Source organism: Caulobacter sp. LARHSG274, from assembly GCF_052871235.1.
The window spans coordinates 125,300-149,823 of the sequence record NZ_JBIXJO010000009.1; the positions used below are offsets into that span (position 1 = coordinate 125,300).

At 68.5% G+C, this 24,524-nt stretch carries 21 protein-coding genes; 3 read left to right on the top strand and 18 right to left on the bottom strand.

All coding sequences use genetic code 11. From position 1 onward, the window contains the following. Position 1: 1 nt before the first annotated feature. The 13 genes from cckA to ACIPQB_RS16085 form a co-directional block, all read right to left on the bottom strand. A complete protein-coding gene (gene cckA, locus ACIPQB_RS16025) occupies positions 2 to 2,080 on the bottom strand; it encodes a cell cycle histidine kinase CckA (RefSeq protein ID WP_446486251.1) in 2,079 nt (692 codons plus the stop codon). Positions 2,081 to 2,172: 92 nt separating this feature from the next. Then, complete coding sequence (locus ACIPQB_RS16030) at positions 2,173 to 2,829, bottom strand: hypothetical protein (protein ID WP_446486252.1); 657 nt, start codon at positions 2,827 to 2,829, stop codon at positions 2,173 to 2,175. 257 nt (positions 2,830 to 3,086) lie between these two features. Beyond that, the gene (gene flhB / locus ACIPQB_RS16035; RefSeq protein ID WP_446486253.1) at positions 3,087 to 4,169 is read right to left on the bottom strand and encodes a flagellar biosynthesis protein FlhB; all 1,083 of its coding nucleotides are present in this window, start codon (positions 4,167 to 4,169) and stop codon (positions 3,087 to 3,089) included. 12 nt (positions 4,170 to 4,181) lie between these two features. Beyond that, entirely contained in the window at positions 4,182 to 4,937 is a 756-nt protein-coding gene (gene fliR / locus ACIPQB_RS16040) for a flagellar biosynthetic protein FliR (RefSeq protein WP_446486254.1), read from the bottom strand. A 10-nt stretch (positions 4,938 to 4,947) separates the two neighbouring features. Continuing rightward, entirely contained in the window at positions 4,948 to 5,211 is a 264-nt protein-coding gene (gene fliQ, locus ACIPQB_RS16045; protein WP_446486255.1) for a flagellar biosynthesis protein FliQ, read from the bottom strand. A gap of 163 nt (positions 5,212 to 5,374) precedes the next feature. Beyond that, on the bottom strand, positions 5,375 to 6,439 hold the full coding sequence (locus tag ACIPQB_RS16050) for a serine hydrolase domain-containing protein (protein ID WP_446486256.1): 1,065 nt from the start codon (positions 6,437 to 6,439) through the stop codon (positions 5,375 to 5,377). A gap of 87 nt (positions 6,440 to 6,526) precedes the next feature. After that, the gene (locus tag ACIPQB_RS16055; RefSeq protein ID WP_446486257.1) at positions 6,527 to 7,027 is read right to left on the bottom strand and encodes a RidA family protein; all 501 of its coding nucleotides are present in this window, start codon (positions 7,025 to 7,027) and stop codon (positions 6,527 to 6,529) included. Between the two features lie 149 nt (positions 7,028 to 7,176). After that, positions 7,177 to 7,569, bottom strand: coding sequence for a c-type cytochrome (locus ACIPQB_RS16060; protein ID WP_446486258.1), 393 nt, complete (start codon positions 7,567 to 7,569; stop codon positions 7,177 to 7,179). Between the two features lie 41 nt (positions 7,570 to 7,610). Next, entirely contained in the window at positions 7,611 to 9,215 is a 1,605-nt protein-coding gene (locus ACIPQB_RS16065) for an FAD-dependent oxidoreductase (RefSeq protein WP_446486259.1), read from the bottom strand. Positions 9,216 to 9,506: 291 nt separating this feature from the next. Then, positions 9,507 to 11,966: a TonB-dependent receptor plug domain-containing protein gene (locus tag ACIPQB_RS16070; RefSeq protein WP_446486260.1), complete on the bottom strand. Its 2,460-nt coding sequence runs from the start codon at positions 11,964 to 11,966 to the stop codon at positions 9,507 to 9,509. 429 nt (positions 11,967 to 12,395) lie between these two features. Then, positions 12,396 to 14,936 (bottom strand): TonB-dependent receptor plug domain-containing protein, encoded by a 2,541-nt coding sequence (locus ACIPQB_RS16075; protein ID WP_446486261.1) that lies wholly within the window; start codon positions 14,934 to 14,936, stop codon positions 12,396 to 12,398. 357 nt (positions 14,937 to 15,293) lie between these two features. Beyond that, positions 15,294 to 16,973 carry an alkaline phosphatase PhoY gene (gene phoY, locus ACIPQB_RS16080; RefSeq protein WP_446486262.1) on the bottom strand — a complete coding sequence of 560 codons (1,680 nt, stop codon included), beginning with the start codon at positions 16,971 to 16,973 and terminating at the stop codon, positions 15,294 to 15,296. Positions 16,974 to 17,057: 84 nt separating this feature from the next. Then, positions 17,058 to 17,417, bottom strand: coding sequence for a hypothetical protein (locus ACIPQB_RS16085; RefSeq protein ID WP_446486263.1), 360 nt, complete (start codon positions 17,415 to 17,417; stop codon positions 17,058 to 17,060). 137 nt (positions 17,418 to 17,554) lie between these two features. On the opposite strand from ACIPQB_RS16085, the gene ACIPQB_RS16090 reads away from it, so the two are divergent. Beyond that, a complete protein-coding gene (locus ACIPQB_RS16090; protein ID WP_446486264.1) occupies positions 17,555 to 18,031 on the top strand; it encodes an Lrp/AsnC family transcriptional regulator in 477 nt (158 codons plus the stop codon). A gap of 33 nt (positions 18,032 to 18,064) precedes the next feature. Here the strand turns inward: ACIPQB_RS16090 and katG are convergent, their stop codons facing one another. After that, positions 18,065 to 20,251 carry a catalase/peroxidase HPI gene (katG, locus tag ACIPQB_RS16095; RefSeq protein WP_446486265.1) on the bottom strand — a complete coding sequence of 729 codons (2,187 nt, stop codon included), beginning with the start codon at positions 20,249 to 20,251 and terminating at the stop codon, positions 18,065 to 18,067. A 285-nt stretch (positions 20,252 to 20,536) separates the two neighbouring features. Here katG and ACIPQB_RS16100 point away from each other — a divergent pair, with 285 nt between their 5' ends. Further along, positions 20,537 to 20,776 carry a hypothetical protein gene (locus ACIPQB_RS16100; protein WP_446486266.1) on the top strand — a complete coding sequence of 80 codons (240 nt, stop codon included), beginning with the start codon at positions 20,537 to 20,539 and terminating at the stop codon, positions 20,774 to 20,776. A gap of 183 nt (positions 20,777 to 20,959) precedes the next feature. Here the strand turns inward: ACIPQB_RS16100 and ACIPQB_RS16105 are convergent, their stop codons facing one another. Together ACIPQB_RS16105 and ACIPQB_RS16110 are read right to left on the bottom strand one after the other, a co-directional pair. Continuing rightward, positions 20,960 to 22,507, bottom strand: a complete 1,548-nt coding sequence (locus ACIPQB_RS16105) for a glycine betaine ABC transporter substrate-binding protein (RefSeq protein ID WP_446486267.1) — start codon at positions 22,505 to 22,507, stop codon at positions 20,960 to 20,962. Next, positions 22,500 to 23,264 (bottom strand): ATP-binding cassette domain-containing protein, encoded by a 765-nt coding sequence (locus ACIPQB_RS16110; protein ID WP_446486268.1) that lies wholly within the window; start codon positions 23,262 to 23,264, stop codon positions 22,500 to 22,502. The genes ACIPQB_RS16105 and ACIPQB_RS16110 overlap by 8 nt, the downstream gene beginning before the upstream one ends. Positions 23,265 to 23,404: 140 nt before the next feature. Here ACIPQB_RS16110 and ACIPQB_RS16115 point away from each other — a divergent pair, with 140 nt between their 5' ends. Further along, a complete protein-coding gene (locus tag ACIPQB_RS16115) occupies positions 23,405 to 23,605 on the top strand; it encodes a hypothetical protein (RefSeq protein WP_446486269.1) in 201 nt (66 codons plus the stop codon). A 175-nt stretch (positions 23,606 to 23,780) separates the two neighbouring features. On the opposite strand, the gene fliE is transcribed toward ACIPQB_RS16115, so the two are convergent. After that, on the bottom strand, positions 23,781 to 24,089 hold the full coding sequence (gene fliE / locus ACIPQB_RS16120) for a flagellar hook-basal body complex protein FliE (RefSeq protein ID WP_446486270.1): 309 nt from the start codon (positions 24,087 to 24,089) through the stop codon (positions 23,781 to 23,783). 11 nt (positions 24,090 to 24,100) lie between these two features. Next, positions 24,101 to 24,523: a flagellar basal body rod protein FlgC gene (flgC, locus tag ACIPQB_RS16125; protein ID WP_446486271.1), complete on the bottom strand. Its 423-nt coding sequence runs from the start codon at positions 24,521 to 24,523 to the stop codon at positions 24,101 to 24,103. Position 24,524: the final 1 nt, after the last annotated feature.

Genomic DNA, 24,524 nt, shown 5'->3' on the forward strand with positions numbered 1-24,524 from the left:
CCTAAGCCGCCGCCATCTGCTGCTTGACCCGCTCGGCCAGGGTCTTGATGTCGATCGGCTTGGGCAGGAAGGTCACGCCGGTCTCGCCCTCCAGCAGGTCGCTGAACTCGGCCTCGGCATAGCCGCTGATGAACATCACCGGGGCGTTGCCGAGATAGCCGCGGGCCTTCTTCAGCAGGGTCGGGCCGTCGATGCCGGGCATGATCACGTCGCTGATCAACAGGTCGATGGTGCCGGCGTGCGCCTCGGCGATCAGCAGGGCCTCCTCGCCGTCGCTGGCCTCCAGCACCTCGTAGCCCCGGGCGCGAAGCAGGCGGGCGGCGACGCCGCGCACGGCGTCCTCGTCCTCGACGAACAGGATGCGGCCGGCGCCGGACAGGTCGCGCGGCGGGCGCGGCTTGGCCGGTTCGGCGTTGGCGGCGGCCGCCGCAGCGGCGGCCTGCTGGGCCGGGGTGGCCTCATAGACCGGCAGGAAGATGCGGAAGGCCGCGCCCTCGCCCGGCCGGCTGTGGACGTGGATCCAGCCGTCGCTCTGCTTGACGATGCCGTAGACCGTGGCCAGGCCCAGGCCCGTGCCCTCGCCCACCGGCTTGGTGGTGAAGAACGGGTCGAAGATCTTGCCCATCACTTCGGGCGGGATGCCGGGGCCGTCGTCGCTGACCTCGATGAAGGCCTGGTCGCCGACCGCGCCGGGGAAGCCCAGGCCGCGGGCCTCGTCCTCGCTGAGGCGGGCGGTGCGGATGCGGACCACGCCGCCGCCCTTGGCCGCCCGCACCGCGTCGCGGGCGTTGACGGCCAGGTTCATCACCGCGGTCTCCAGCTGGCTCTTGTCGGCCCGCACCTGCGGCAGGTCGCGGCCGTAGTCGGTGACCAGCTTGACGTCCTCGCGCAGCAGCCGGCGCAGCAGCACCTCGAACTCGCTGATCAGCTCGCCCAGCTCCAGCACCTCGCGCTGCACGGTCTGCTTGCGGCTGAAGGCCAGCAGCTTGCGCACCAGGTCGGCGGCCCGCACCCCGGTCTGGCGGATCTCGTTGAGGCCTTCGTAGGACGGGTCGCCGACCGGATGGCGGTGCAGCAGCTCGTCCAGGCGCAGCTGGATGGCGGTCAAGAGGTTGTTGAAGTCGTGGGCGACGCCGCCGGCCAGCTGGCCGATGGCCTGCATCTTCTGGGCCTGGGCCAGCTGCAGCTCCATCTGCTTCTGTTCGGAGACGTCGATCAGATAGGCCACCAGGCGCCCTTCGGCGCGGTAGAGATAGAGGTGGGCGATGCGGGTCGGGTCGCGGGCCAGGCGCACCTCGAACGGGCCGGCCTTGCCCTCGGCCAGCCGGGTTTCGGCCTCGGCCCGCGACGGCGGGTCGATCAGCGCCCCGAACGGCGTCCCGGTCGGCACCGGGCCGGCCATCGCCGCCAGGGCGGGATTGGCCTCGAGAATGCGGGAGTTGAACGGGTCCAGCCCCTCCAGCAGGGCCGCGCCGAACGGCGAGGCGCCGGAGAAGGCGTCCAGGGTGCGCGGAGCCGGGGCGGCCTCGGCCAGGGTCGGAGCCGGGGCGGCGACCAGCGGCAGGACCGGCGCCTCGATCGTCGCCGGCAGGCGCACCAGCAGCCGGCCGCCGCGCAGGCGCGAGGCCTCGGCCCGGTGCTCGCGGCCGTCGACCAGCAGCACGCCGGCGGCCCGCTCGCCCTTGCGGGCCTTGACCAGGGCGGCGAACAGGCCGGCCCCCGCGGCGCCGCGCGGCAGGCGCGGGCTGTCGCCGACCGCTTCGGTCCAGGCGCTGTTGGCGGCCAGCACGCGGCCGTCGGCGGCGGTCAGGGCGGCCGGTTCCGACAGGGCCTCGATCAGGGCCTCGCCGTTCTCAAGGTCCTGGTCCTGGACCGAGGTCGAGGCGCGGATGGCCACCAGGCCCAGGATCGCCACCCCGGCGACCCCGCCCAGCAGCAGCAGGCCCGCCAGCGTCGTGGGTCCGGCCTGCAGGGCGGGCGCGGCGGCGAACACCGCGGCCAGGACCAGGAACACCGCCGCGCCCCAGATCAGCAGGTCCGGGCGACGCTTGCCGGCGTCTTTCATGGACGTCTCGGTCATGGGGACCGATATCCTTCTTCAGCCTTTACGGGATGCCATCCCGACGATTCGCGACACAGGATACCCTTAACGCGCTCGGCAGGCGCGATCCGTCATCGATTCCGGATTCCATGACCGAGATGGGGTGCGGCGGCATCATGAACAAAGCACTCCGCCCGCCCCCTGCGATAGGGTCGCTCTTCGAGCAACAAGGTCATATTCTTCTGTTCCACCGACCGCCAATGCGCACCCTCGTGGCGCAGAAGCATGACGTGTCGGGACTGGCTCCAGGAGCGTGGAAGCAGGTCGCAACTGATCCGGGTGACCAGGGCGTAGCGGTCGCCTGGCCAGAATACGGCGCGCGAATAGATCGAGCGCTGGGACGTCTCGACAGGCTGGCCGGGCAGGTAGCGAACGGCTTTCGGCGCCTTGGCCTTGTCCATCGTGGCCGCGCAGGCGATCGGAGCGCCGGCCCTGCGTCCCCGCATCGCGAGAATCCGATCGACGATCTTCCAGCGCCAAGCCTTCGGCTCGAAAGGCCTTGGTGCGCCGCTCACGCGTTCGGCTCGGAGAACCAGATAGGGCAAGGGCGTGTCACGTGCTCGCTCGACGTGCTCGGCTAGGCGCTCGCGCTCCAGGTCGGCGACCAGACGGCATTCGCGGGCGAAGTGGCCGGGGGTGTCGACCGGATCGTGCAGCCAGGCCGCCGGTCCTGCGACCAGCGCCACGCCGATCGCCAGCCCGACCACGAACCACGCCCACCGCGCCATCACGCCTCGCCCCGACACCAGGCTCCATGGCGCATGGTCGGGCGACTACAGTCAACCTTCGGGTGAGGGCCGCAGCCTGGACAACGGTGATTGAAGGCTGAATCACCTTTCACCCCGTCTTCCCGGCGAAGGCCGGGGCCCCAGATCATAGGGCTGTGTGTTTCGGATGAGCGTCCAATACCTCGGCTGAATCTGGGCCCCGGCCTTCGCCGGGGAGACGGGATGGAGGGGCGTTTCTATCTGGCCCCATCCTGCCCTCAGTCCGCCCAGCTGCGCTTCTTGGCCTGCTTGTTGTTCATCACGAAGCCGATGACCTTGGCCACCGCCTCGAAGTGCTCGGCCGGGATCTGTTCGTCGACGTCGACGGCGGCGTAGAGGGCCCGGGCCAGGGGCGGGTCCTCGAGGATGTGGACGCCGGCCTCCTCGGCCACGGCGCGGATCTTCAGGGCCAGGGCGTCGACGCCCTTGGCCACGCAGATCGGAGCGGCGGTCTCGCCCTGCTCGTATTTCAGGGCCACGGCGTAGTGGGTCGGGTTCATGACCACCACCGTCGCTTTGGGCACGGCCTGCATCATCCGCTGGCGCGAGCGCTGCATGCGGATCTGCTTCTGCTTGCCCTTGATGTGCGGGTCGCCTTCGGACTGCTTGTGCTCGTCCTTGATCTCCTGGAGGCTCATCATCATGCGCTTGTTGAAGCGCAGGCGCTGCCAGAACCAGTCGAAGCCGGCGGTGGCGGCCAGGAAGATCAGCACCATCCAGAACAGCTTGACGCACAGCTTCAGCGACATCGGGATGATCGCCGCCACGTCCATGCCGACCAGGTTGGGGATCTCCGAGGCGTGCGGCTTGACCACGAACCAGGCGATCAGGCCGGTGACCAGGAACTTCAGGGCCGACTTGGCGAACTGCATCAGGCCGTCGGGACCGAAGATCCGGCCCAGGCCCTTGACGATGTCCAGCTTCTTCAGGTCGGGCTTGATCTTGTCGGCCGACAGGATGAAGCCGGACTGGCTGACATTGGCGGCCGCGCCCAGCAGGCCCGAGACCAGCATCACCAGCACGATAGCCGGCAGGGCGGCCAGGACCGCGGTCTTGGCGATGGCCTGGATGCCGCCCTCGACGTCCATGGTGCCGGCATGGGCCAGGAACGGGGTCAGGCTGTTGACCAGGTCGCGGGTCAGCCAGCCGCCGGCGATCACCACCACCCCGAACGCCCCCGACAGCGAGGCCAGCTGCGAGATGTCGGGACTCTTGGGAACCTCGCCCTTGGCGCGGGCGTCCGACAGCTTCTTGGCTGTCGGTTCTTCTGTCTTGGAGGCGTCGTCGGTCTCTTCGGCCATGCCGACCCGCCCCTAGTTGAAGACGGCCAGGAGCTCGCGGTAGCGATCGCTCCAGACCATGGCGATGCCGCCGAGCGACAGGCCCAGCAGCGACAGGCCCAGGATCACGCTGAGCGGCGAGGTGACGAAGAAGATCTGGAAGCTGGGCATCACCCGGCCGACCAGGCCGGTGGCCAGGTTGAAGACGATCGAGAACACCAGCACCGGGGCGGCAAGCTGCACGCCGAGCTTGAAGCTGTCGGCGACCGTGCGCACGGCCAGCGTGGCGGCGTCGTTGACCGGCACGGCGCGGGTGAACGGAAAGATGTCGTACGACTTGACGATCGCCCCGATGAACAGGTGGTGCAGGTCGGTGACCATGATCAGCACCAGGCCCAGCATCGACAGGAACGTGGCCACCGCCGTGCTGCTGGGCGCGCCGGCCGGGTTGGCGGTCTGGGCGAAGGACAGGGTGGTCTGGATCGAGATGATCTCGCCGGCCGTGGTCAGCGAGCTGACGAACAGCTTCAGCACGGCCCCGATCATCAGCCCGATCAGCACCTCATGCAGCACCGCCCCGCCCAGGGCCCCGACCGAACTGGGCACGGCGGTGATCGACTTGGAGACCAGCGGCGCCAGCAGCAGGGCCATCAGCACAGCGAACGACAGGCGGATGCGCGGCGGCACCACGGTCTCGCCGATGCCGGGCATCAGCATGACCATCGCCCCGACCCGGGCGAAGACCAGGCCGCCGACATAGACCTGCAGGACCGTGGCGTAGCTGTCCAAGTCCCCTGCCCTACATGCCGGCGATCTTGGCGGCGATCTCGCGCATGAAGCCCGACATCAGCGCGCCCATCAGCGGCAGGAACAGCAGCAGCGAGACGAAGATCGCCACGATCTTGGGGGCGTAGACCAGGGTGGCTTCCTGGATCTGGGTCAGGGCCTGGAACAGGCCGATGGCCACCCCGACCACCAGGCCGACGATCAGGATCGGCGCGCACAGCTGCAGGGTCAGCCAGATGGCGTCGCGGCCGACATCCAGGACTTCGGCTCCGGTCATCGGAGAGCCTCTCATGACGCGCGCACGCGAGTGGGAACTGACGGCTCGCACCATCGCCCGTCATGGTTAACAGCGGGTTAGGGAGGGTTAATGGAAGCGGCGGGAAGGCGTGGCGAAAGGTCGCCGGGGGCAGCGGCTCTTCCCGGTATGGGGCGGAGCCCGCTCAACGATAGCTCTCTTCCATCAAGGCGTCGCCCAGGTCGCCCAGCTTGTAGTAGTCGAAGCTGGCGTTGCTGAGCACGATCACGGTGTGACCGTCGGCCAGCACCCGGCGGGCCAGCACCCGGAAGCCGCCGTTGGAGCCGTCCTCCCAGGCCGCCTCGCGCGGCTGGCCGGCGATCGTCGGGATCTTCACGCGACCGCCTAGCGCATAGTGCTGGTCGGGCATCAGCACCGTCAGCAGCGCCTGGCGCGAGGCGGGCCGCAGCAACCGCCCGTCCAGAACCCCGTCCATCAGCTTCAGCAGGTCGGGCGCGGTCGTGTAGTAGCCGCCGACCATGGCCATGTAGTCGGGCATGGGCGAAGGCTTGGGCTGGGGCGCCGGTTTCAGGGCCGCATAGCCCCGCGCCGCGCCTGCGTCCCGAGCCGAATCGCCCCGGAAGATTCCGCTGTCCTTCAGGCCCAGGGGACGGACGATCTCGTCGCGCACCAGCTGGACATAGGGCCTGCCCGAAGCCCGCTCGGCGACTGCCTTCACCAGGATCCAGTTGGAATGGGAATAGTCCCAGGCCGAGCCGGGCGCGAAGGCCAAGTCGCCGCTGGCGTAGCGGCGCACGGCCTCCATCTGGTCCAGTTCCACGGCCTTGATGGCGGGATCGGCCTTGCGGGCGGCGTCGATCTGATTGGGCAGCCCGCTGGAATGGCTCATCAGGCGGCGCAAGGTCAGGACCTTGCCATTGTCGGGCCGATAGTCGGGCAGCCAGGTCGAGATCGGCGCGTCCAGCGACAGCTTGCCCTGGTCGACCAGGCGCAGCACGACGATGGCGGCGATCCACTTGGAGACCGAGCCGACTTCGAAGCGGGTGGTCGCGGTCATCGGCCTGGCGGCCTCGGCGTCGGCCAGGCCGGCGACGCCGATCGCCTCGACCCGATCGCCTCGTCCGACCAGGGTCACGCCATTGAAGCCCTGCTCCTGGTCGAAACGCCGGACGATCCCGGCGTAGTCACCGGCCAGGGCCGGCGTGGCGAGGGCCAGAATCGCCGCCGCAGGCAGGAGCAGACGTCGCATGAAAACCCCCGCCGAAGACGCGACGCACCGTCGCCCCCGGCGGGGGCCTTTTCAACTTAACGATTTTTCAGGGTCGACCGCCCCGCCCTACTTCGGCTTCTTCACCGCCTGGACCTCGATCTCGACCAGCATGCCCGGCTGCACCAGCGAGGTGATCTGGCTGGTGATGCGCGAGGGCTTGTTGGGCTGGGCGGCGGTGCCGAAGAAGGTCTTGTAGGCCTCCATCATGCCCATGAAGTCCATCTTGCCGCCCTTGGCCGGGTCGCCGACCAGCAGCACGCGCATCATCACCACGTCGCCCATGTCGGCGCCCTGGGCCTTGAGCGCGTCCTGGATGCGGGTCAGCACGCCCATGGTCTGGGTCTTGGTGTCGCCGAAGGTGGCGGGCAGGGCCGGGTCGCCCTTGGGGTCGAGCGGCGGCGGGGTCATGCCGCTGACATAGATGGTCTCATAGCCGGCCGGCACCACCACCACGCTGGCGATCGGCGAGGTCGGCGCGGCGACGTGGACGACCTCCTGGGCGTTGGCCGCGGCCGCGCCGAGGGCGAGGGGCGCGGCGAGGGCGGCGGCGAGGATCAGGCGCTTCATGGTTCGCTTCCTTTGAAAGGTTTCGGGTTCAGTCCTGACGAAATTCCCCGCTCATCCCGGCGAATGCCGGGACCCAGATTCAACCTGAGCGGCTCGTGGGTTTCACCTGGGTCCCGGCATTCGCCGGGATGAGCGGATATCTTACGAACTCAGTGGGCCTGCAGGTTGGCGGGCTTCTTGACGGCTTTGAGCTTGAGGCGGGCCCCGGCGACGTCGGCGGGGGTCACCGGCTTGCCCTTGTTGCCCCAGGAGGTGCGGACATAGGTCAGCAGCGAGGCCAGGTCGGCGTCGTTGATGTCGTCCTTGAACGAGGGCATGCCGGCCCGGCCGGCCAGCACCGTGGCCATCACCGGGCCGGCGTCGCCCTGCACGAAGGGGTCGCCGGCCAGGGCCGGAAAGGCGCCCTTGACGCCCTTGCCGGTGGCCTGGTGGCAGGCCGAGCAGTTGTCCATGAACAGGGACTGCGGCGAGGCGGCCTGGGCGGCCGACGCCAGAACGGAGGCGGCCAGCAGGCCGGCGGCGAAGACGGTCGAGCGGTTCATGCAAACTCCCAAAACGCTTTTCTTCAACCCATAGCCCAGGCTCATGCGGCTTGCACCCGGGCGTGGATCCGGCCGATCTGCTGCCAGGCCGACTCGATCGCCCCGGCCTGCCAGCCGCCCAGATAGCTGAGGTGCTCGCCGGCCAGGTAGATGCGGCCGTCGGGCTGGCACAGCACCGGATAGGAGTCCTTGCGCCCGTCCTCGCTCCACTCGGCCCAGCCGCCGAGATTGAACTGCGCCAGGTGCCAGCTGAACGAGAAAGCGGTCTCGAAATTGTCGGCGTATTCGGGGAACACCTTCTGGCCGGCGGCCACGGCGAAGGCGGCGCGGTCGGCGGGGTTCTTCATGCTGACCTTCACCGCCTCGTTGCCGAAGGCGTAGTAGCCCAGCAGCACGCCCTTCTGGCCCTGCCAGCCGGTGGACGGCAGGGTGATGGTGCCGACGCCCGGCATGTCGTTGTAGATGTGGCCGCCATAGATGAAGTGGTTCTCTTCCCAGAACCGCGTCTTCATCTGCAGGCCGATCTTGTTGACCGGCGCATAGGCCACGCCCGACATCGCCGCCTTGAATGGCTTGGAGAAGTCGGCGTCGACGTTCTTGAGCACGCTGAGCGGGATGGTGCAGACGCAGTAGTCGGCCTCGATGGTGTCCTGCTCGCCGAACTTGTCGACATAGGTGACCTTCACGCCCTTGTCGGTCTGCTTGATCTTCTCGACCACGCAGGAATAGCGGATCAGGGCGCCGACACGCTTTTCGAAGCCCTTGGCGATCTGGTCCATGCCGCCGACCGGCTGCAGCATGGTGCGCTGCTGCTCGTAGCCGGTGACGGAGCTCAGCACCTGCCAGGCCTTGGAGTGCAGCACGTCGGCCAGGCTGTAGGGCGTCGACGGCTTGCCAGGGCCCGGATCGACCCCCGCGCCCGGATGCACGGCGAAGCCGCGGCCTTCCGTGCCGGTATAGGCCAGGTCGGTCGGCGAAAGGCGCCCTTCATTGATCATGTAGGCCACGAACAGGTCGCGGTCCGCCGCGGTCAGCGGCGCGTCCAGCTGGCCCTTGGAGGCGGCCTTGGCGATCATCTCGGCGGCGTAGCCGCGGACGTCGGCGGCGATCTCGCCCTTGCGGACCGGCTTGCCCTTCAGCGGGCCCTCGCCCTTCTCGAAATAGACATAGGCGGCGTCGTTGTCGTTGACGAAACTCTCCAGCGGCACGCCGAACAGCTTGGTGTAGTGCAGGGTCGAGCGGTGGTGATAGGGGATCCGCCACGGGCCGTGGTTGATGTAGAGGCCCTCGTCGAAGTCGCAGGTCTGGTCGTTGCCGTTCAGGTCGGTGTGCTGGAAGCCCTTGCGGGCGGTCTGGCAGCGGCCGCCGGCGAAGCCCCGGGCCTCGATCACCTGCACCGTGTAGCCGGCCTTGGTCAGCTCATAGGCCGCGGTCATGCCGGCCAGGCCTGCGCCCAGCACCACGACCTTGGTTCCCTTGGCGTCGCCTTCCAGCTTGGGCGGCGCGGCCTGGGCCGAGGAGAATCCGAACCCCAGGGCGTCCATGCCGGCCATGGCCAGCGACACGCCGCCGAACGCGGCCAGCCCCTCGAAGAACCGCCGCCGCGTCAACACGCCACCCGACGCCGCCGCCGATTGATCACCCATACGACCCTCGATTTTCTTGTGTTTCGGTCGCCTGGGAGCCAGACGCCTCAGCTTGCCGCATCACGAAACCTGCGCCGTCTTAGGGCAATGTGAAACCCTCCACATCGTTTCGAAAAGCCACTTATGCCGTGCGCGTGGGCGCCTGGAACGCCGCCTGTGTGAACAGCGGGCGAGGTGAAATTTCACGGTGAAAAAGCCTGTTTTCCCTGACGGAAAATGAAATTGTCCGAAAACGCAAAAAGAGCCGGGCGCGGGGCCCGGCTCTTCCTGGTTCGACAGCTTGCCTTATGATCAGAAGTTGTAGGCGAACTTGGCGTAGTAGTAGCCGCCGTTCAGGCCGTAAGGCGAGAAGCTGGGATAGATGTCCTGCGCGCCGTTGCCGTTGTCGGCCTCGTCCTTGAGCTCGGCGGCGCTCTTCCTGTCCGGCTGCTTGTCGAACAGGTTGTTGGCGCCGACCGAGACCTTGAACTGCTCCATCACCTGCCAGTCGATTTCGAGGTCGGTGATGAAGGCCGGCTTGATCTTCTCCAGCCAATAGGTGCCGCCGTCATAGGTGGCGTACTCCGAGGACTTTCCGTACAGCGTCTCGTGCAGGTTGACCGTCACCGGGCCACGGTTGTAGAGCGCGCCGGCCGAGACCTTGTACCGCGGCGAGGCGGTTTCCAGGTCCGAGATGGCCGACTTGTCGTACAGCGAGGCGCCGGACAGCTGGGCCGGCGCGGCGGCGATCTTGGTGACCTCCGTCTTGCCGTAGTTGGCCGCCAGGCTCCAGTCGACCCGGCCCAGGTCGCCGAAGCTCGTCGCATAGGTGACGACCGCTTCGGCCCCGCGGGTGCGGGTGTCCAGGCCGTTGGTGAAGATGTTGATGCCGATGTCGGTGGCGTCGTCGGAAATCGAGTTGCCATTGGCCGCGATCGCCGCGGCCACCGCCGGGTAGTTCACCGCCCCGCCCGCGCCGTACAGCGAGCCGCTGCCGGCGATGCGGTCTTCGATCTCGATCTGATAGACGTCGAGGGTCGCCGACAGTCCCGAGCCCGGATGGGTCACGAAGCCGATGCTGTAGTTGGTCGACTTTTCGGGCTTCAGGCCGTTGACGCCCACCAGCTTGGCGCCGGCCGAGTTGGGCGCCAGCTGCACGAAGGCCGAGGTCGGCCCGACATTGGTGGCCGAATAGTATTCTTCGGCCAGGGTCGGGGCGCGGAAACCGGTGCTGGCCGTGCCGCGCAGAGCGAAGGCCGGCGAGAAGTCGTAACGGCCGGTCAACTTGCCGACCGTGGTGTCGCCGAAGTCGCTGAAGTGCTCGTAGCGGACGGCGGCGTCCAGTTGCAGGGCCTCCACCGGCTTGACCGCCAAGTCTAGATAGGCCGCGACGTTGTCGCGTTCATGCTTGCCGGCGTCGGTCAGCGAGAAGCCCGGATAGGACTGCGAGCCGCCGTTGTAGCGCGAGGCGTATTCGCCGGCCTTGATCTTGTAGGTCTCGTGGCGCTGCTCGACGCCGAAGGCGACGTTCAGCGGGCCGGCCAGGCCGACCTCGAAGGGACGGCTGACGTCCAGGGTGGTGGTCCACTGGGTGGAGAGGAAGGCGCCGGCGTGGAAGGCCGACTGGGTCGAGCCATGGCCGGGAACGGTCGCGGCGGCGAGATAGAGATCCTTGTTGACCGAGTTGGTGACATTGATCGCGTCGAAGTCGCGGCCGTAGGTCGAGCTCAGGTCCCAGTCCCAGTCGCCGAACACCTTGCCCTTGGCCCCGCCGGTGACGGCGTAGTCCTCTTCCTTGATGGTCTCCATCGGGTTGAAGCCCAGGGGATAGAGCTGCGGCAGACGGGTGGGCGTGCGGAAGTTCTCGTAGGCGCCGGCGTACTTATGGCCGTAGGTGCCGAACGAATAGAGCTCCAGGTCGCCGATCTCGACGCCGCTGTTATAGGCCAGGGTGGTCAGCTGGTAGCGCGCGTCGCCGGAGATCTTGTTGGTGTGCGGATAGCCGGCCAGGCTGGTGGCCCAGTTGGCGCCGCCCGCCACGGCCCGCACGACGCGCTGGTCGTCGCCGCCCCAGTCGCTGAAGTCGTGATAGCGGGTCTCGGCGGTGAGGTTCACGTAGGAGTTGGCGAACGGCGACAGGCCGATATTGCCCGCCACGTTGCCGGTCTTGCCGTCGCCGCCGTAGTAGCGGCCGGCCGTGACGTCCAGCGAGCCGCCGGAGGTGTTCTTCTTCAGGATGATGTTGACCACGCCGGCGATGGCGTCGGTGCCGTACTGGGCCGCGGCGCCGTCGGTCAGCACTTCGATATGGTCGATGGCCGACAGCGGGATGAAGTTGAGGTCGGCCGCCGCGCCGCCCTGGTAGGGTCCGCCCAGGACCGCCAGGTTGGCAGTGCCGTGCCGGCGCTTGCCGTTGATCAGCACCAGGGTGTGGTTGGCGCTCAGGCCGCGAAGCCGGGCCGACAGGGTCAGGGCGGCGGTGTCGCCGCCGAAGGATTGGGCGTTGAACGACGGGATCGCCTGGGCCAGGGCCGCGATCAGGTCCGGCTTGCCGGCCCGCTTCAGCGACGCGGAGTCGACCACCTGGATCGGCGCGGCGCTGTCGACGGCCTTCAGGCCCGTGACGCGGGTGCCGGTGACGATGACCGTCTCGACCTCGGTGACGGCCGGCTCGGCGGGCACGTCGGCGGCATAGGCCAGGCTGGCGTTCGCCATGCTGAGCGAAAGAGTTGAAATCCCGGCAAGCAGGATATTCCGCGAATACTTATTCATTAAGATCCCCTGGTGGCGTTACAAACGCGCTGTGGTTTTCGCCGCCTGTGGAATCCCCCGATAGATTTCTTCTTTTTTTGATTCTGAATGCTATCAACCGTAGGAAGAATATTTTAGGCGCTGATAACATATACAAGCGACGGCCGACCGCCGCCGACCGAAGACTTCCTCAGGGGGTAAAGTTCGGCAATAGCCGCAACCGTTAATGGACGTCGGCGCGGCGCCAGATCAGCCCCGGCGCCCCATTGCGCGGCGCCCATGGCGCCTTTTGGCCGTCTTCTGATCATCGGTTTGGCGCCCGAGGCCCGAAAAGGCGCATCGCGCCCCCAGAAACGGGACGAGCCGGACGCGAACGTCCGGCCCCGAGGATCTGGCTGGTTTTGCGGTCCCGGCGCCTGGATCGCAGACGCCGGGACCGGCTCGGAAGCCTTAGAAGCTGTAGGTGATCTTCCCGTAATAGTAGCCGCCGTTGATGCCGAAGGGCGAGAACGACGGGAACTGGGTCACGTAGCCGTTGCTGTTGTTCTTCAGATAGTGCTCGCGCAGCAGGCCGTTGATCCGGTTGGGATAGCGGTTGAGCAGGTTGTTGGCCCCGACCGACAGCTTCACCGCCGGAATGACCGTGTAGCTAACGTCCAGGTCGGTGATCAGGGCCGTCTTGACGGTGGTCTTCATCAGGGCCGACGAGCCGCTGTCGCTGCTCAGGCCCGAGGCCTTGCCGTAGACGGTTTCCTTCAGGTTCACCGCCCACTTGTCCATGGTCCACAACCCGCCGGCGATGATCTTGAACTTGGGCGAGGTGGTTTCCAGGTTGGCGATCGCGATGGCGTCGAACAGGGTCAGGCGGGAATCCAGGCCCGACGGGTTCGGCGCGATCTTGGTCACTTCGGTCTTGTTGTAGCTGGCGCTCAGCGACCAATCGATCCGGCCCCAGGCGTCGAAGTCGGTGTAGTAGGTCGAGACGAAGTCGACGCCGCGGGTGCGGGTGTCCAGGCCGTTGACGAACATGCTGGCGCCGACGCTGTAGGTGGCGTTGCTGCGGATCGACGGGTCGATATTGACGCCGTTGGCCGTCAGGGCCGCAATCACCGCCGGCGAGACGATGCCGTTGGTCACCTTTTGCGTCTTCTTGCTGCCGTCGGGATTGAAGGCCTGGCTGCCGTCAGGATTGAGGACATTAACAGTGACGACGTTCTCGCCGTACAGCGTGCCCGAGCCGACGATGCGGTTCTTGATGGTGATCTGGTAGGCGTCCAGCGTCATCGTCAGTTTCGGCGCCAGGTGGGTCACGAAGCCAATGCTGAAGTTGTTGGATTTCTCCGGCTTCAGGCCGTTGATCCCCAGCAGCGTCGCGCCGGGCGAGTTCGGCGGCAGTTGGCCGCTGATCGAGCTGGGCGAGACGTTGATCCCCGAATAGTACTCCTCGGCCAGGGTCGGGGCGCGGAAGCCAGTGCTGACGGTGCCGCGCACGGCGACGGCCGGCGAGAAGTCATAGCGGCCGGTCAGCTTGGCGACCGTGGTGTCGCCGAAGTCGCTGAAGTCCTCATAGCGAACGGCGGCGTCCAGCTTCAGCGGCTCGATCGGGCTCAGCGCCAGGTCGGCGTAGATGGCCTTGTTGTTGCGCTTGTGCTTGCCGGCGTTGACCGGCGCGAAGCCGAAATAGGACTGCGAACCGCCGCCGTAATAGGTGGCCTTTTCGCCGGGCGTGATCTCGTAGGTTTCCTTGCGGTACTCGACGCCCGTCGCGAAGGTCAGGGGCCCGGCCATGCCGACGTCGAAGTCGTGGCTGATGTCGAGCGTGTTGCTCCACTGGGTGTTGATGAAGCCGCCCGCATGGATGTTGTTGGGCGAATAGCCCTTGGTCGTGGTGGTCGAGGTGTCGGCGTAGAGCGAGGCGTTGGCGGTGTTCAGCACGTTGACCGAGTCGTCGTCCTTGCCGTAGGTCGAGCTGAGGTCCCAGTTCCAGTCATTGGTCTTGCCGGCGACGCCGCCGCTGACGGCGTAGTCCGTCTCGGTGATCGATTCCTTGGGGTCGAAGCCCAGCGGGAAGGCGATGTCGCCCGCCATCTTGCCCTTGACCACGTTGGGCAGGCGATAGTTCTCGTGGGCGGCGCTCCACTTGCGGCCGATGGTGCCGAAGCTGTAGGCCTCGATATCGGGCGTAATCTCGTAGCCGGCGTTGTAGGACAGCACCGTCTGGCGGTACTGGGCGTCGCCGGCGATGCGGTTCACATAGGGCCAGTTCGGGGCGTTGATGACCTGCGGATAGCTCTTGGCCGGGCTGTTGGTGGCGCCGGCGTTGTAGATCGAATCCACCACGCGCGGGTCGTAGGCGCCGCGGAAGCTGTAGCCGTGGTACTTGGTCTCGCCGGTCAGGTTCAGGTACGACTTCTCGGTCGGCGCCATGCCGATATTGGCGGTGAAGTCGCCGGTCGTGCCGCCGCCGTCCTGGTAGCCGCCGCCGGTGATGATCGCCTCGCCGCCCGAGGTGGCCTTCTTCTGGATGATGTTGATGACGCCGGCGATGGCGTCGGTGCCGTACTGGGCGGCGGCGCCTTCCAGCAGCACTTCGACATGGTCGACCGAGGCCAGCGGGATGAAGTTCAGGTCGGCGGCCGCGCCGCCCTGATAGGCCCCGCCCAGAACCGCCAGGTTGGCCGTGCCGTGGCGGCGCTTGCCGTTGAGCAGGACCAGGGTGTGGTTGGGGCTGATGCCGCGCAGCTTGGCCGACAGGGTCAGGGCGGCGGTGTCGCCGCCGAAGGCCTGGGCGTTGAACGAGGGCACGTTCTGGGCCAGGGCCTGGATCATGTCCGGCTGGCCGGTGCGCTTGAGAATGTCGTTGCCGAGTACGGTGATCGGGGCCGGGCTGTCGACGGCCTTCATGCCGGTGGTGCGGGTGCCGGTGACGATGACCGTTTCGACTTCGGTGGCGGCCGGCGCGTCCGGCGCCGGATCGACGTCGGCGGCCAAGGCTACGCCCGCCGTGCACAGAGAAATAAGCGACGCTCCCGCGAGCAGAACTTTCCGCGAGCAATACTTCATCTAAAACCCCCTCGTAGCGCTTTCAACGCATGATTGTTCTCTCCTCCATGGATGCTTCCCCTCTTCTACGCATGTTTTTGTTGTACTGACCCAATACGGGCATGATCGGGCCCATATTCCGGATCGTTACAGTTCAACAGCACTGAAATTTCGGCAACCGAGTCGGCCGCCTGGCGATCGCAATATGGCGATCAAGGGGCGCGGCGCCCCTTTGCGTGGCGCCCGCTGCGCCGGTTCGGTGACTTCCTGATCATCCGCACGGTTCCGGGCGGGCGGCGGGCGACCTCAGCAGGCCGGCCCGGCGCCCAGCGGCAGGCAGCGGCCGTCGATGTCGGCCGGCGGCTTGACGCCGGTGACGGCGGCCAGGGTCGGGGCGATGTCGACGGTCTCGATCGGCAGCACCCGCTCGCGCGCCTCGCCGCCCTTCCACCAGAACAGCACCGGCACCCGGCGGTCGTAGTTCCAGGGACTGCCGTGGCTGGCCACATAGCTGGAGCCGGGCGAGGTCGGGGTCAGGTAGGGCTGGAAGGCGACCAGGATGTCGCCGACCCGGCCGGGATAGGCGCTGCGGCGCATGCGCTCGGCGACGCTGATCTCGTCCGGCGGCGTGCCCGTGGGCGGCGGCGCGGCGGTGAACAGGGCGTTGGCGTCGTAGGCCGCGAAGACCTCCGGCCGCTGGGCCAGGACGGCCAGGGCCGCGGCGGTGATCCGGGCGTGGTCGACGGCCGACGGCGCCTTGCCGTCGGGGCCGTCCACGTACAGCGACTCGATGCCGCCGGCCTGGATCAGCGGATCGTAGGCCAGGTCCAGGCGCGCGCGGACGGCGGCGTTGAGGCCCTTCAGCCAGGCGACCGGCGGCACCCGGCCGGCGTCATAGCCCTGCTGGCGCAGGCGCTCGGGGAAGTCCGAGCCGCCGTGGTCGGCGGTCAGGGCCACCAGCACCGGACCCTTGACCTTGTCCAGGCTGTCGAGGAACGCGCCCAGCCGCGCGTCCAGGCGCATCAGGTGGTCGCACATCTCCGGCCCGCGCGTGCCGAACCGGTGGCCGATGAAGTCGGTGGCCGACAGGCTGACAGCCAGCACGTCGACCGCCGGACCGTCGCCGAGGTGGAACTCTTCCCGCAGGGCCTCGGCCGCCTCCAGGGTGACGCGGTCGGTATAAGGGCTGGTCGACAGGTCCTTGGCGGCGGCGGCCTCGTCGGCCGGCCGGGGCAGCGGCAGGGCCGCGCGCCAGCGGCGGTCGCCGGTGACGTAGTCGGCCTCCTTGGCGGCGCAGGCCTTGTCGGCATAGGTCCAGGTGAACGGATGGGCCTTGAGGTCGGCGGCCAGCTTCAGGTTCAGGGCCGCCACCGGCGCCAGCCGCGTCTTGGCGTCCTGGCCCGGCTCGACCCAGGTGGTGAAGCCGAAGCCCGGTTGCAGCCAGAACACCCCGTCGGCGCCGTGGCCGGCCATGTTGATCGCCCCGCGGTCCTTGCCCGACACCGCATAGACCCGGCTGGCCGGCGAGACCGCCTTCAGCCATTCGCCATAGGTGCTGGCCATCAGCAGCTTGGGGCTGACGCCCTTGGCGGCCGGATCGTGGGCCAGGGTCACGGCCGGATCGGCCAGGCAGTAGGTCTTCTGGCCGGTCGCCAGGTCGTACCAGTCGTTGGCGACGATCCCGGTCTTGCTGGGATATTTGCCGGTCAGCAGGGTGGAGTGGCCCGGGCAGGTCTCGGTCATGGCGTGCGACTGGTAGCCGCTGGGATAGACCACGCCCTCACGGGCCAGGCGGCCCAGGCCGCCCTTGAAGCTGGGCCGGTACTGCTCGAACAGGTTGGCGCTGAACTGGTCGATCGAGATCACCACCACCAGCTTGGGGGCGGGGGCCTCGACCGGGGCGGCCCGGGCGGCGCCGGCGACGAGGAGAGGAACGAACAGGGCGGCCAGCGCCGGACCGGCGACGGTTTGGGTGAAGCTACGCATGGCGCGCACCATGCATTGTCACAAAACCGTCGCAAGCTGGAATTGCCGCCGGACCGCGGTTTCCGGTCCGGCGCCCGCCACCGCTCAGGCGGCGACGTGGCTGACGAACTCCACCAGCCGGCCATCGGGGTCGTGGGCGAAGCCGGCATAGTAGTGCGGGTGGATCTGCGGCAGCACGGCCGGGGCGCGGTCCTGGACGCCGCCGTGGTCGGCGGACCGGCTGTAGGCGAGGTCGACGGCGGCGCGGTTGGCGGTGATGAAGGCGTAATGGACGTCGACCGACGGCTCGCCCTCGCCGATCCAGAAGTCGATGCGGCCGTCGGAGCCGAAGCCCTTCTTGGGTCCATCGACCACCAGCCGGTAGCCGGCGGGGGCCAGGACCTGCTGGTAGAAGCCGACGCAATCGGCCAGGCGGCGGGTGCGGATTTCCAGGTGATCGAGCAAGGGAGGCGACCTTTCAGCATGGGTGTCAGCGGCGCCGTGAGGTTTAGCCGCGCCGCGGCGGCCTTTGGCCGCGAAGACAGGCCGTTCAACGCGGAAATTCGGCGTTCTCAGGCGGTTTTCCGATGGTAGCTTGCGGCATGAAGCTTGATCGTTTCGACCGCCAGCTCCTCAACCTCGTCCAGGAGGACGCGGGGCGGACCTCCGAGCAGCTGGCGGCCCAGGTCGCCCTGTCGCCCTCGGCCGTGCAGCGCCGCCTGCGCCGGCTGAAGGAGGCCGGCGTCATCCTGCGCCAGACCGCCGTGCTCGATCCGCGCAAGGTCGGGCGGCCGACCTTCTTCATCGTCTCTCTGGAGATCGAGCGCGACCGGCCCGAGCTGCTGGCCCCGCTGCGGACCTGGCTGGCGGCGCAGGAGCACGTGCAGCAGGCCTTCTACGTCACCGGCGAGGCCGACTTCGTGCTGGTGGTGACCGCGCCCGACACCGAGACCTACGACGCCCTGATGGCCCGCCTGGCGACCGAAAACCCCAATGTCCGCAAGTTCACCACCAATGTCGCCCTGGGCGTGGTCAAGTGCGGACTGGCGATCCCCGTGCCCCTGGAGGAAGCGGAATAGGGCGGCGTCGACTCCACGCCGCCCCGAGCCATGTCAGGCCAAGTCGAAACGATCGGCGTTCATCACCTTGTTCCAGGCCGACACGAAGGCCTTGACGAACTTCTCCTGCGCGTCGGAGCCGGCATAGGCTTCCGCCAGGGCGCGCAGTTCGGAATGCGAGCCGAAGATCAGGTCGACGCGCGTGCCCGTCCATCGCAGGTCCCCCGACTTGCGATCGCGGCCTTCGTAGGTGTTGTCGGCCTCGGTCGCACGCCATTCGGTGCGCATGTCCAGCAGGTTGACGAAGAAGTCGTTGGACAGGGTTCCGACCCGGTCGGTGAAGACGCCGGCCTTCGAGCCCTGGGCGTTGGCCCCCAGAACGCGCAGGCCGCCCACCAGCACCGTCATCTCCGGCGCGGTCAGCCGCAGCAACTGCGCGCGATCCACCAGCGCCTCCTCCGGCGCCATGAACTGCTTGGCATTTCGCCGATAGTTGCGGAAGCCGTCGGAGATCGGCTCCAGCGGCGCGAACGAGGCCGCGTCGGTCTGTTCCTGCGACGCGTCCATGCGGCCCGGCGTGAAGGCAACCTCCACGCTGGAGCCGGCGTCCCTCGCAGCCTTTTCGATCGCCGCGGCGCCCCCGAGAACGATCAGGTCGGCTGCCGACACCTTCTTTCCGCCGGCCGCGGAGGCGTTGAACTCCGCCTGGACGGCCTCGAGCTTCTGCAGGACCTCGGCCAGCGCGGGCGGATCATTGACCTCCCAATCCTTCTGCGGCGCCAGTCGGATGCGGGCGCCGTTGGCGCCGCCGCGCTTGTCGGACCCGCGGAACGTCGACGCCGACGCCCAGGCGGTGGAGACCAGCTGCGACACCGAAAGCCCCGAGGCGAGGATCTTGGCCTTGAGGGCGGCGATGTCCTGGGCGTCGACCAGCGGATGGTCAACGGCCGGGATCGGGTCCTGCCAGATCAGCGTCTCCTTCGGCACGAGCGGGCCCAGGTAGCGCTGGATCGGCCCCATGTCGCGGTGGGTGAGCTTGAACCAGGCGCGGGCGAAGGCGTCGGCGAACTGGTCCGGATGCTCGTGGAAACGGCGCGAAATCTTTTCGTAGGCGGGGTCGAACCGCAGGGAGAGGTCCGTCGTCAGCATGGTGGGGACGCGCGTCTTGGCGCTGTCGAACGGATCGGGGATGTCGGCGGGCGCGCCCTTGGCTTGCCATTGCTGGGCGCCGGCCGGGCTCCTGGTCAGCTCCCACTCGAACTTGAAGAGGTTGTCGAAGAAGTGGTTGCTCCACATCGTCGGGGTCTGGCTCCAGACGACCTCCGGACCGCCGGTGATGGCGTCCGCCCCGATTCCCGTGCCGTGCTCGCTGCGCCAACCCAGGCCCTGGTCCTCGATGACGGCGCCCTCCGGCTCGGGACCGACGAACGAGGGATCGCCCGCGCCGTGGGTCTTGCCGAAGGTGTGGCCGCCGGCGATCAGGGCGACCGTCTCCTCGTCGTCCATGGCCATGCGCGCGAAGGTCTCGCGGATGTCACGGGCGGCCGCGAGGGGGTCCGGGTTGCCGTTAGGACCTTCCGGATTCACGTAGATGAGACCCATCTGCACGGCGCCGAGCGGGCCCTGCAGCTCGCGCTCGCCGCTGTAGCGCTCGTCGCCCAGCCACGAGCCCTCGGGGCCCCAATAGAGCTCTTCCGGCTCCCAGGTGTCGGCCCGGCCGCCGGCGAAGCCGAAGGTCTTGAAGCCCATCGACTCCAGGGCGACGTTGCCCACCAGAACATAGAGGTCGGCCCAGGAGATCTTGTCGCCGTACTTCTGCTTGATCGGCCACAGCAGCCTGCGCGCCTTGTCCAGGTTCGCATTGTCCGGCCAGCTGTTGAGCGGCGCGAAGCGCTGCTGGCCGTCGCCGGCGCCGCCGCGGCCGTCCGCGATCCGATAGGTGCCGGCGCTGTGCCAGGCCAGCCGGATGAACAGGCCGCCATAGTGACCGTAGTCGGCGGGCCACCAGTCCTGAGAGTCCGTCATCAGGGCGCGGAGGTCGGCGATGACCGCGTTCAGGTCGAGGGTCTTGAACGCCGCGGCGTAGTCGAACGCCTCGCCCATCGGGCTGGACAGCGGCGAATGCTGTCGAAGGCCCTCCAGACGGAGACCGTCCTGCCACCAATCCCGGTTGCTCGGGCCGCGAGGTCCGTGAATCACAGGGCACTTGCCGGCTGCGCCGTCTTCAACCTTGGCGTCCATAGTCGCCTCCCGTCAGTTTATCATTGTCGGGTGGGCCGAAGAGAGGTCGGCCCTTCCAGCGCGCATGCAGCGCTCAATCAGCGGCCATGTACAACGGATTATTGCGATGGAGCTGATCGAGAAAACCTATGGACGCGCCGCGATGGCGGGGTGTGATCGTCGCGCATGAGCCCTGCGACCATCCGCCGATCTCGCGGCGTTGAAATTTCGTATAATCTGGCCTTTGCTATCCGTTCAAGGCGGTCCGGGCGTCGATCAGGCGCGGACCCGTGCAAGGCGAAGCCGATGAATTCGGTTCAGATCGCCGAGTCGTTGCTAGGGTTGGAAGGCGCGGCCAGCCTGGTCGAGCTCTTCAGCTCCGGGCGAAAGTGCGACGCGGTTCAGGTCCAGTTCGCGATGCTGAAGATGTTTCCGGACACGAGCTACGAGGACCTCGCCGCCGGTCTGCAGCTCGCCGTGACCATAGCCAGGCTCGACGAGGCGGAGGTCGAGGCCATGGACGAATGGCGACCGCACGCGACCTAGAGCGTATTGATCTCAGATCGACGCTTTCTCCCCCTTCTCCGTATTCCCGGCGAAGGCCGGGACCCAGATTCATCCGGAGCGGCTCGTGGGTTTCACCTGGGCCCCGGCCTTCGCCGGGGAGACGGGAATTTGGGCTGCGCGATTCAACTTGAAGGTCTCGAAGGAGTCGCTGGTCCACGCACCTCACCGCCCCAGCCCCGCCGCCAGCGCCCGGGCCGCCTCCGCTGGCGAGCGCTTGTCGGCGTCGCGGTCGACCGAGAGGTTGGCGGCGCGCATGGCCTCGACGCTGATCGCGCCGTCGAGACCGCCCAGCGCATCCCGCAGCCGGCGGTCGTCGGCCCGGCCCGGGGCGATCAGCAACACCGCGTCATAGGGCGGCAGGGCGCCCCTGGGATCGGCCAGCACCACCAGGCCGTCGGCGGCGATGCGGCCGTCGCTGGAGAAGGCCGAGATCACGTCGGCCTCGCCCGAGGCCAGGGCGCGGTACATGAAGGTCGGCTGGAACTGGCGCTTGGCCTTGAAGCGCAGGCCGTAGGCGCGCTCGACGCTGGCCCATTCGGGGCGCGAGAAGAACTCCAGGTCGCCGCCCATGGTCAGCTGCGGGGCCTTGGCGGCGAGGTCGGCCAGGGTCGCGATCCCCAGGGTCTGGGCGCGGTCGCGACGCATGGCCAGGGCGTAGGCGTTCTCGAAGCCGAGCGGGGCCAGCAGCACCACGCCGTCGCGGCGCTTCAGCTCGGTCCGCAGGCCGGCGAGCACGGCCGTGCGGCCGGGATTGTCCTTCCGCCCCAGGACATTGGCCCACAGGGTGCCGGAATAGTCGACATAGGCGTCGATCTCGCCGGCGGCCAGGGCGCGGTAGGCGACGGCCGAGCCGAGATTGATCTTGCGGGTGACGCGGGCGCCGCGCGCCTCCAGCCGGTCGGCCATCAGCTCGGCCAGGATGTACTGCTCGGAGAAGTTCTTGGCCCCGATCACATAGGTCGACGGCCGTGGCGCCAGCTCGGCGGCCAGGGGGGCGAGGGCGGCGGCCAGGCCGATCGCCAGGCCGGCCAGGCCCGCGCCCCAGATCCGCCGGTCGCGGCGCTCGGCCCCGCGCTCGACCAGGCCCAGCAGCTGGTCGACGACCAGGGCCAGGACCGCCGACGCGACGCAGCCGGTCAGCACCATCGCCCAGTTCTCGGTCTGTAACCCTGAGAAGATGTAGTCGCCCAGCGAGGTCTGGCCGACCGGGGTCGACAGGGTGGCCGCGCCGATCGTCCACACCGCCGCCGTCCGCACCCCGGCCATGAGCACCGGGATCGCCAGCGGCAGCTCGACCCGCCACAGCCGCTGGCGGTCGGTCATGCCCACCCCGCGCGCCGCCTCGACCACCGCCGGGTCGACTCCGGTCAGGCCGGCCACGGTGTTGCGCAGGATCGGCAGCATCGAATAGAGCGTCAGGGCCAGCAGCGACGGCAGGAAGCCCAGGGCCGAGAAGCCGTGGCCGAACGCGGCCCTGGCCAGGTTCGAAAGCAGCAGCAGCAGCGGATAGAACAGGGCCAGCAGGGCCAGGCTGGGAATGGTCTGGACCAGGCCGGCCAGGGCCAGGGACGGCCAGCGCAGGCGCGGGCTGCGGGCGGCCAGCGCCCCGAGCGGCAGGGCGATCAGCAGGCCAAGCGCCAAGGCGGCCGCCGACAACGCCACGTGCCAGGCCAGGCGTTCCGGCAACAGCGACAGCAGGCCGCTATTCACCGGCGACCTCCCGCATCCGCGCGGCCTGGCGGCGCGGGGCCTGCATCAGGTCCTCGACCCGCGGATCGGGATGGCCGGCCAGCAGGGCGCGCGGGGCGGCGTCGGCGATCACCTGGCCGCGCGCCATCACCACGATGCGGTCGGCCAGCACCACGGCCTCGGCGATGTCATGGGTGACCATCACCGTGGTCAGGGACAGCTGGTCGTGCAGGCGGCGGACGTCGTCGGCCAGGGCGGTGCGGATCACCGAATCCAGCGCCCCGAACGGCTCGTCCATCAGCAGGATCGACGGCCGCGCCGCCAGGGCCCGGGCCACCCCGACCCGCTGGCGCTGGCCGCCGGACAGGGCGGCGGGGCGACGTGCCGCCAGGTCGCGCGGCAGGGCGACGAGATCGAGCAGCTCGGCGGTGCGGGCGGCGATCGCAGCGGCGTCCCAGCCCAGCAGGCTCGGGACCACCCCGATGTTCTCGCCCACGGTCAGGTGCGGGAACAGGCCGACCTCCTGGAACACGTAGCCGATGCCGCGCCGCAGGGTCGGGCCGTCGCGCGCGTCGGTCGCCACGCCGTCGATCCGCACCTGGCCGCCGCTGGGGACGACCAGGCCGTTGACGGTCTTCAGCAGGGTGGTCTTGCCCGCCCCCGAGCCGCCGACCAGGGCCACGAACTGGCCGCGTGGCACGGCCAGACTGGTCGCCTCCAGCACCGTCGCGCCGTCATAGGCCTTGCTCACCCGGTCCAGAACGATGGCGTCGGTCATGGCGCTCCCAGACATGCGCGGACATGCGGCGTCGCGCCACAGTCGGACAGAACCGGACGCCTGGGAAGAGCGCTTGCCAAACGTCCGGCTTCGGCGCGAAACTGAAGCGGCTGGGGGATATTGGCTGGATGGAGATGTCCATGGCCGCCCTCAACCCCTCCACCCCCGGCCGGCCGATCCTCAGCGCCCGCCAGCGCGCGCGGATCGTCAACGCCCGCCTGCGCGGGGCCGTGGTGGTGATGGTGCTGCTGAACCTGGTGATGTGGGGCGGGCTGATCGCCGTCGCCCAGGGCCTGATCGCCTTCGACGACCACTTCGGCCTGCGCCTGATCGCGCGGTAGCTGAAGTCCGCAGGTCCGCCAGGGCATGGCGACTGGCGGCGGGATCGCTCTTCAGTCCATCTCCCCGGCGAAGGCCGGGGCCCAGATCATAGGGCGGTGCACGTGGGGATTATCGTCCAATACGACGGCTGTATCTGGACCCCGGCCTTCGCCGGGGAGACGGATTAGGGTTCCGCTAGATCGGCATCCGCATGATTTCCTGGTAGGCCGAGATCACCTGATCGCGGACGGCCATCACGGTGTCGAGGCTGGCCTCGGCCGAGGAGATGGCGGTGACGACGTCGATCAGCTCGGCCTTGCCGGAGGCCTGCTGGGCCATCTTGGTTTCGGCCGCCCGGGTCTGGTGCAGGGTGTCGGTCATGGCCGACTTCAGCAGGGCGCCGAAGTCCATGGCCTTCTTGGCCTCGCCGGTCCCGCCCAGCGACGGCGTGGCCATCGAGCCCTGGGCGGCGTAGGCCTTGGCGGCGGCGAGCGCGGTGATCATCGGCTAGCCCCTTACTTGCGCAGGATGTCGAGGGTGCGCGATTCCATGGCGCGCGAGGTCTCGATGACGTTCATATTGGCCTCGTAGGCGCGCTGCGCCTCCTTCATGTCCAGGGCCTCGACCAGCGGATCGACATTGGGCAGCTTCACATAGCCCTTGGCGTCGGCCGCCGGGTTGCCGGGGTCGTATTCGCTGCGGAAGTCGGAGCGGTCCGGATCGACCTGGGCCATGGCCACGCCCTCGCCGCCGCCGTCCAGGGTGGTCGGCTTGAACACCGGCACCTGGCGGCGATAGGGGTCGCCGCCGGCCGTGCGGGCGGTGGAATTGGCGTTGGCGATGTTCTCGGCGATCACCCGCATCCGGCCCTGCTGGGCCTTCAGGGCGCTGGCGGCGATCGCCATGGTCGCCATCGACTGGGAGCGGATCTCGGTCATC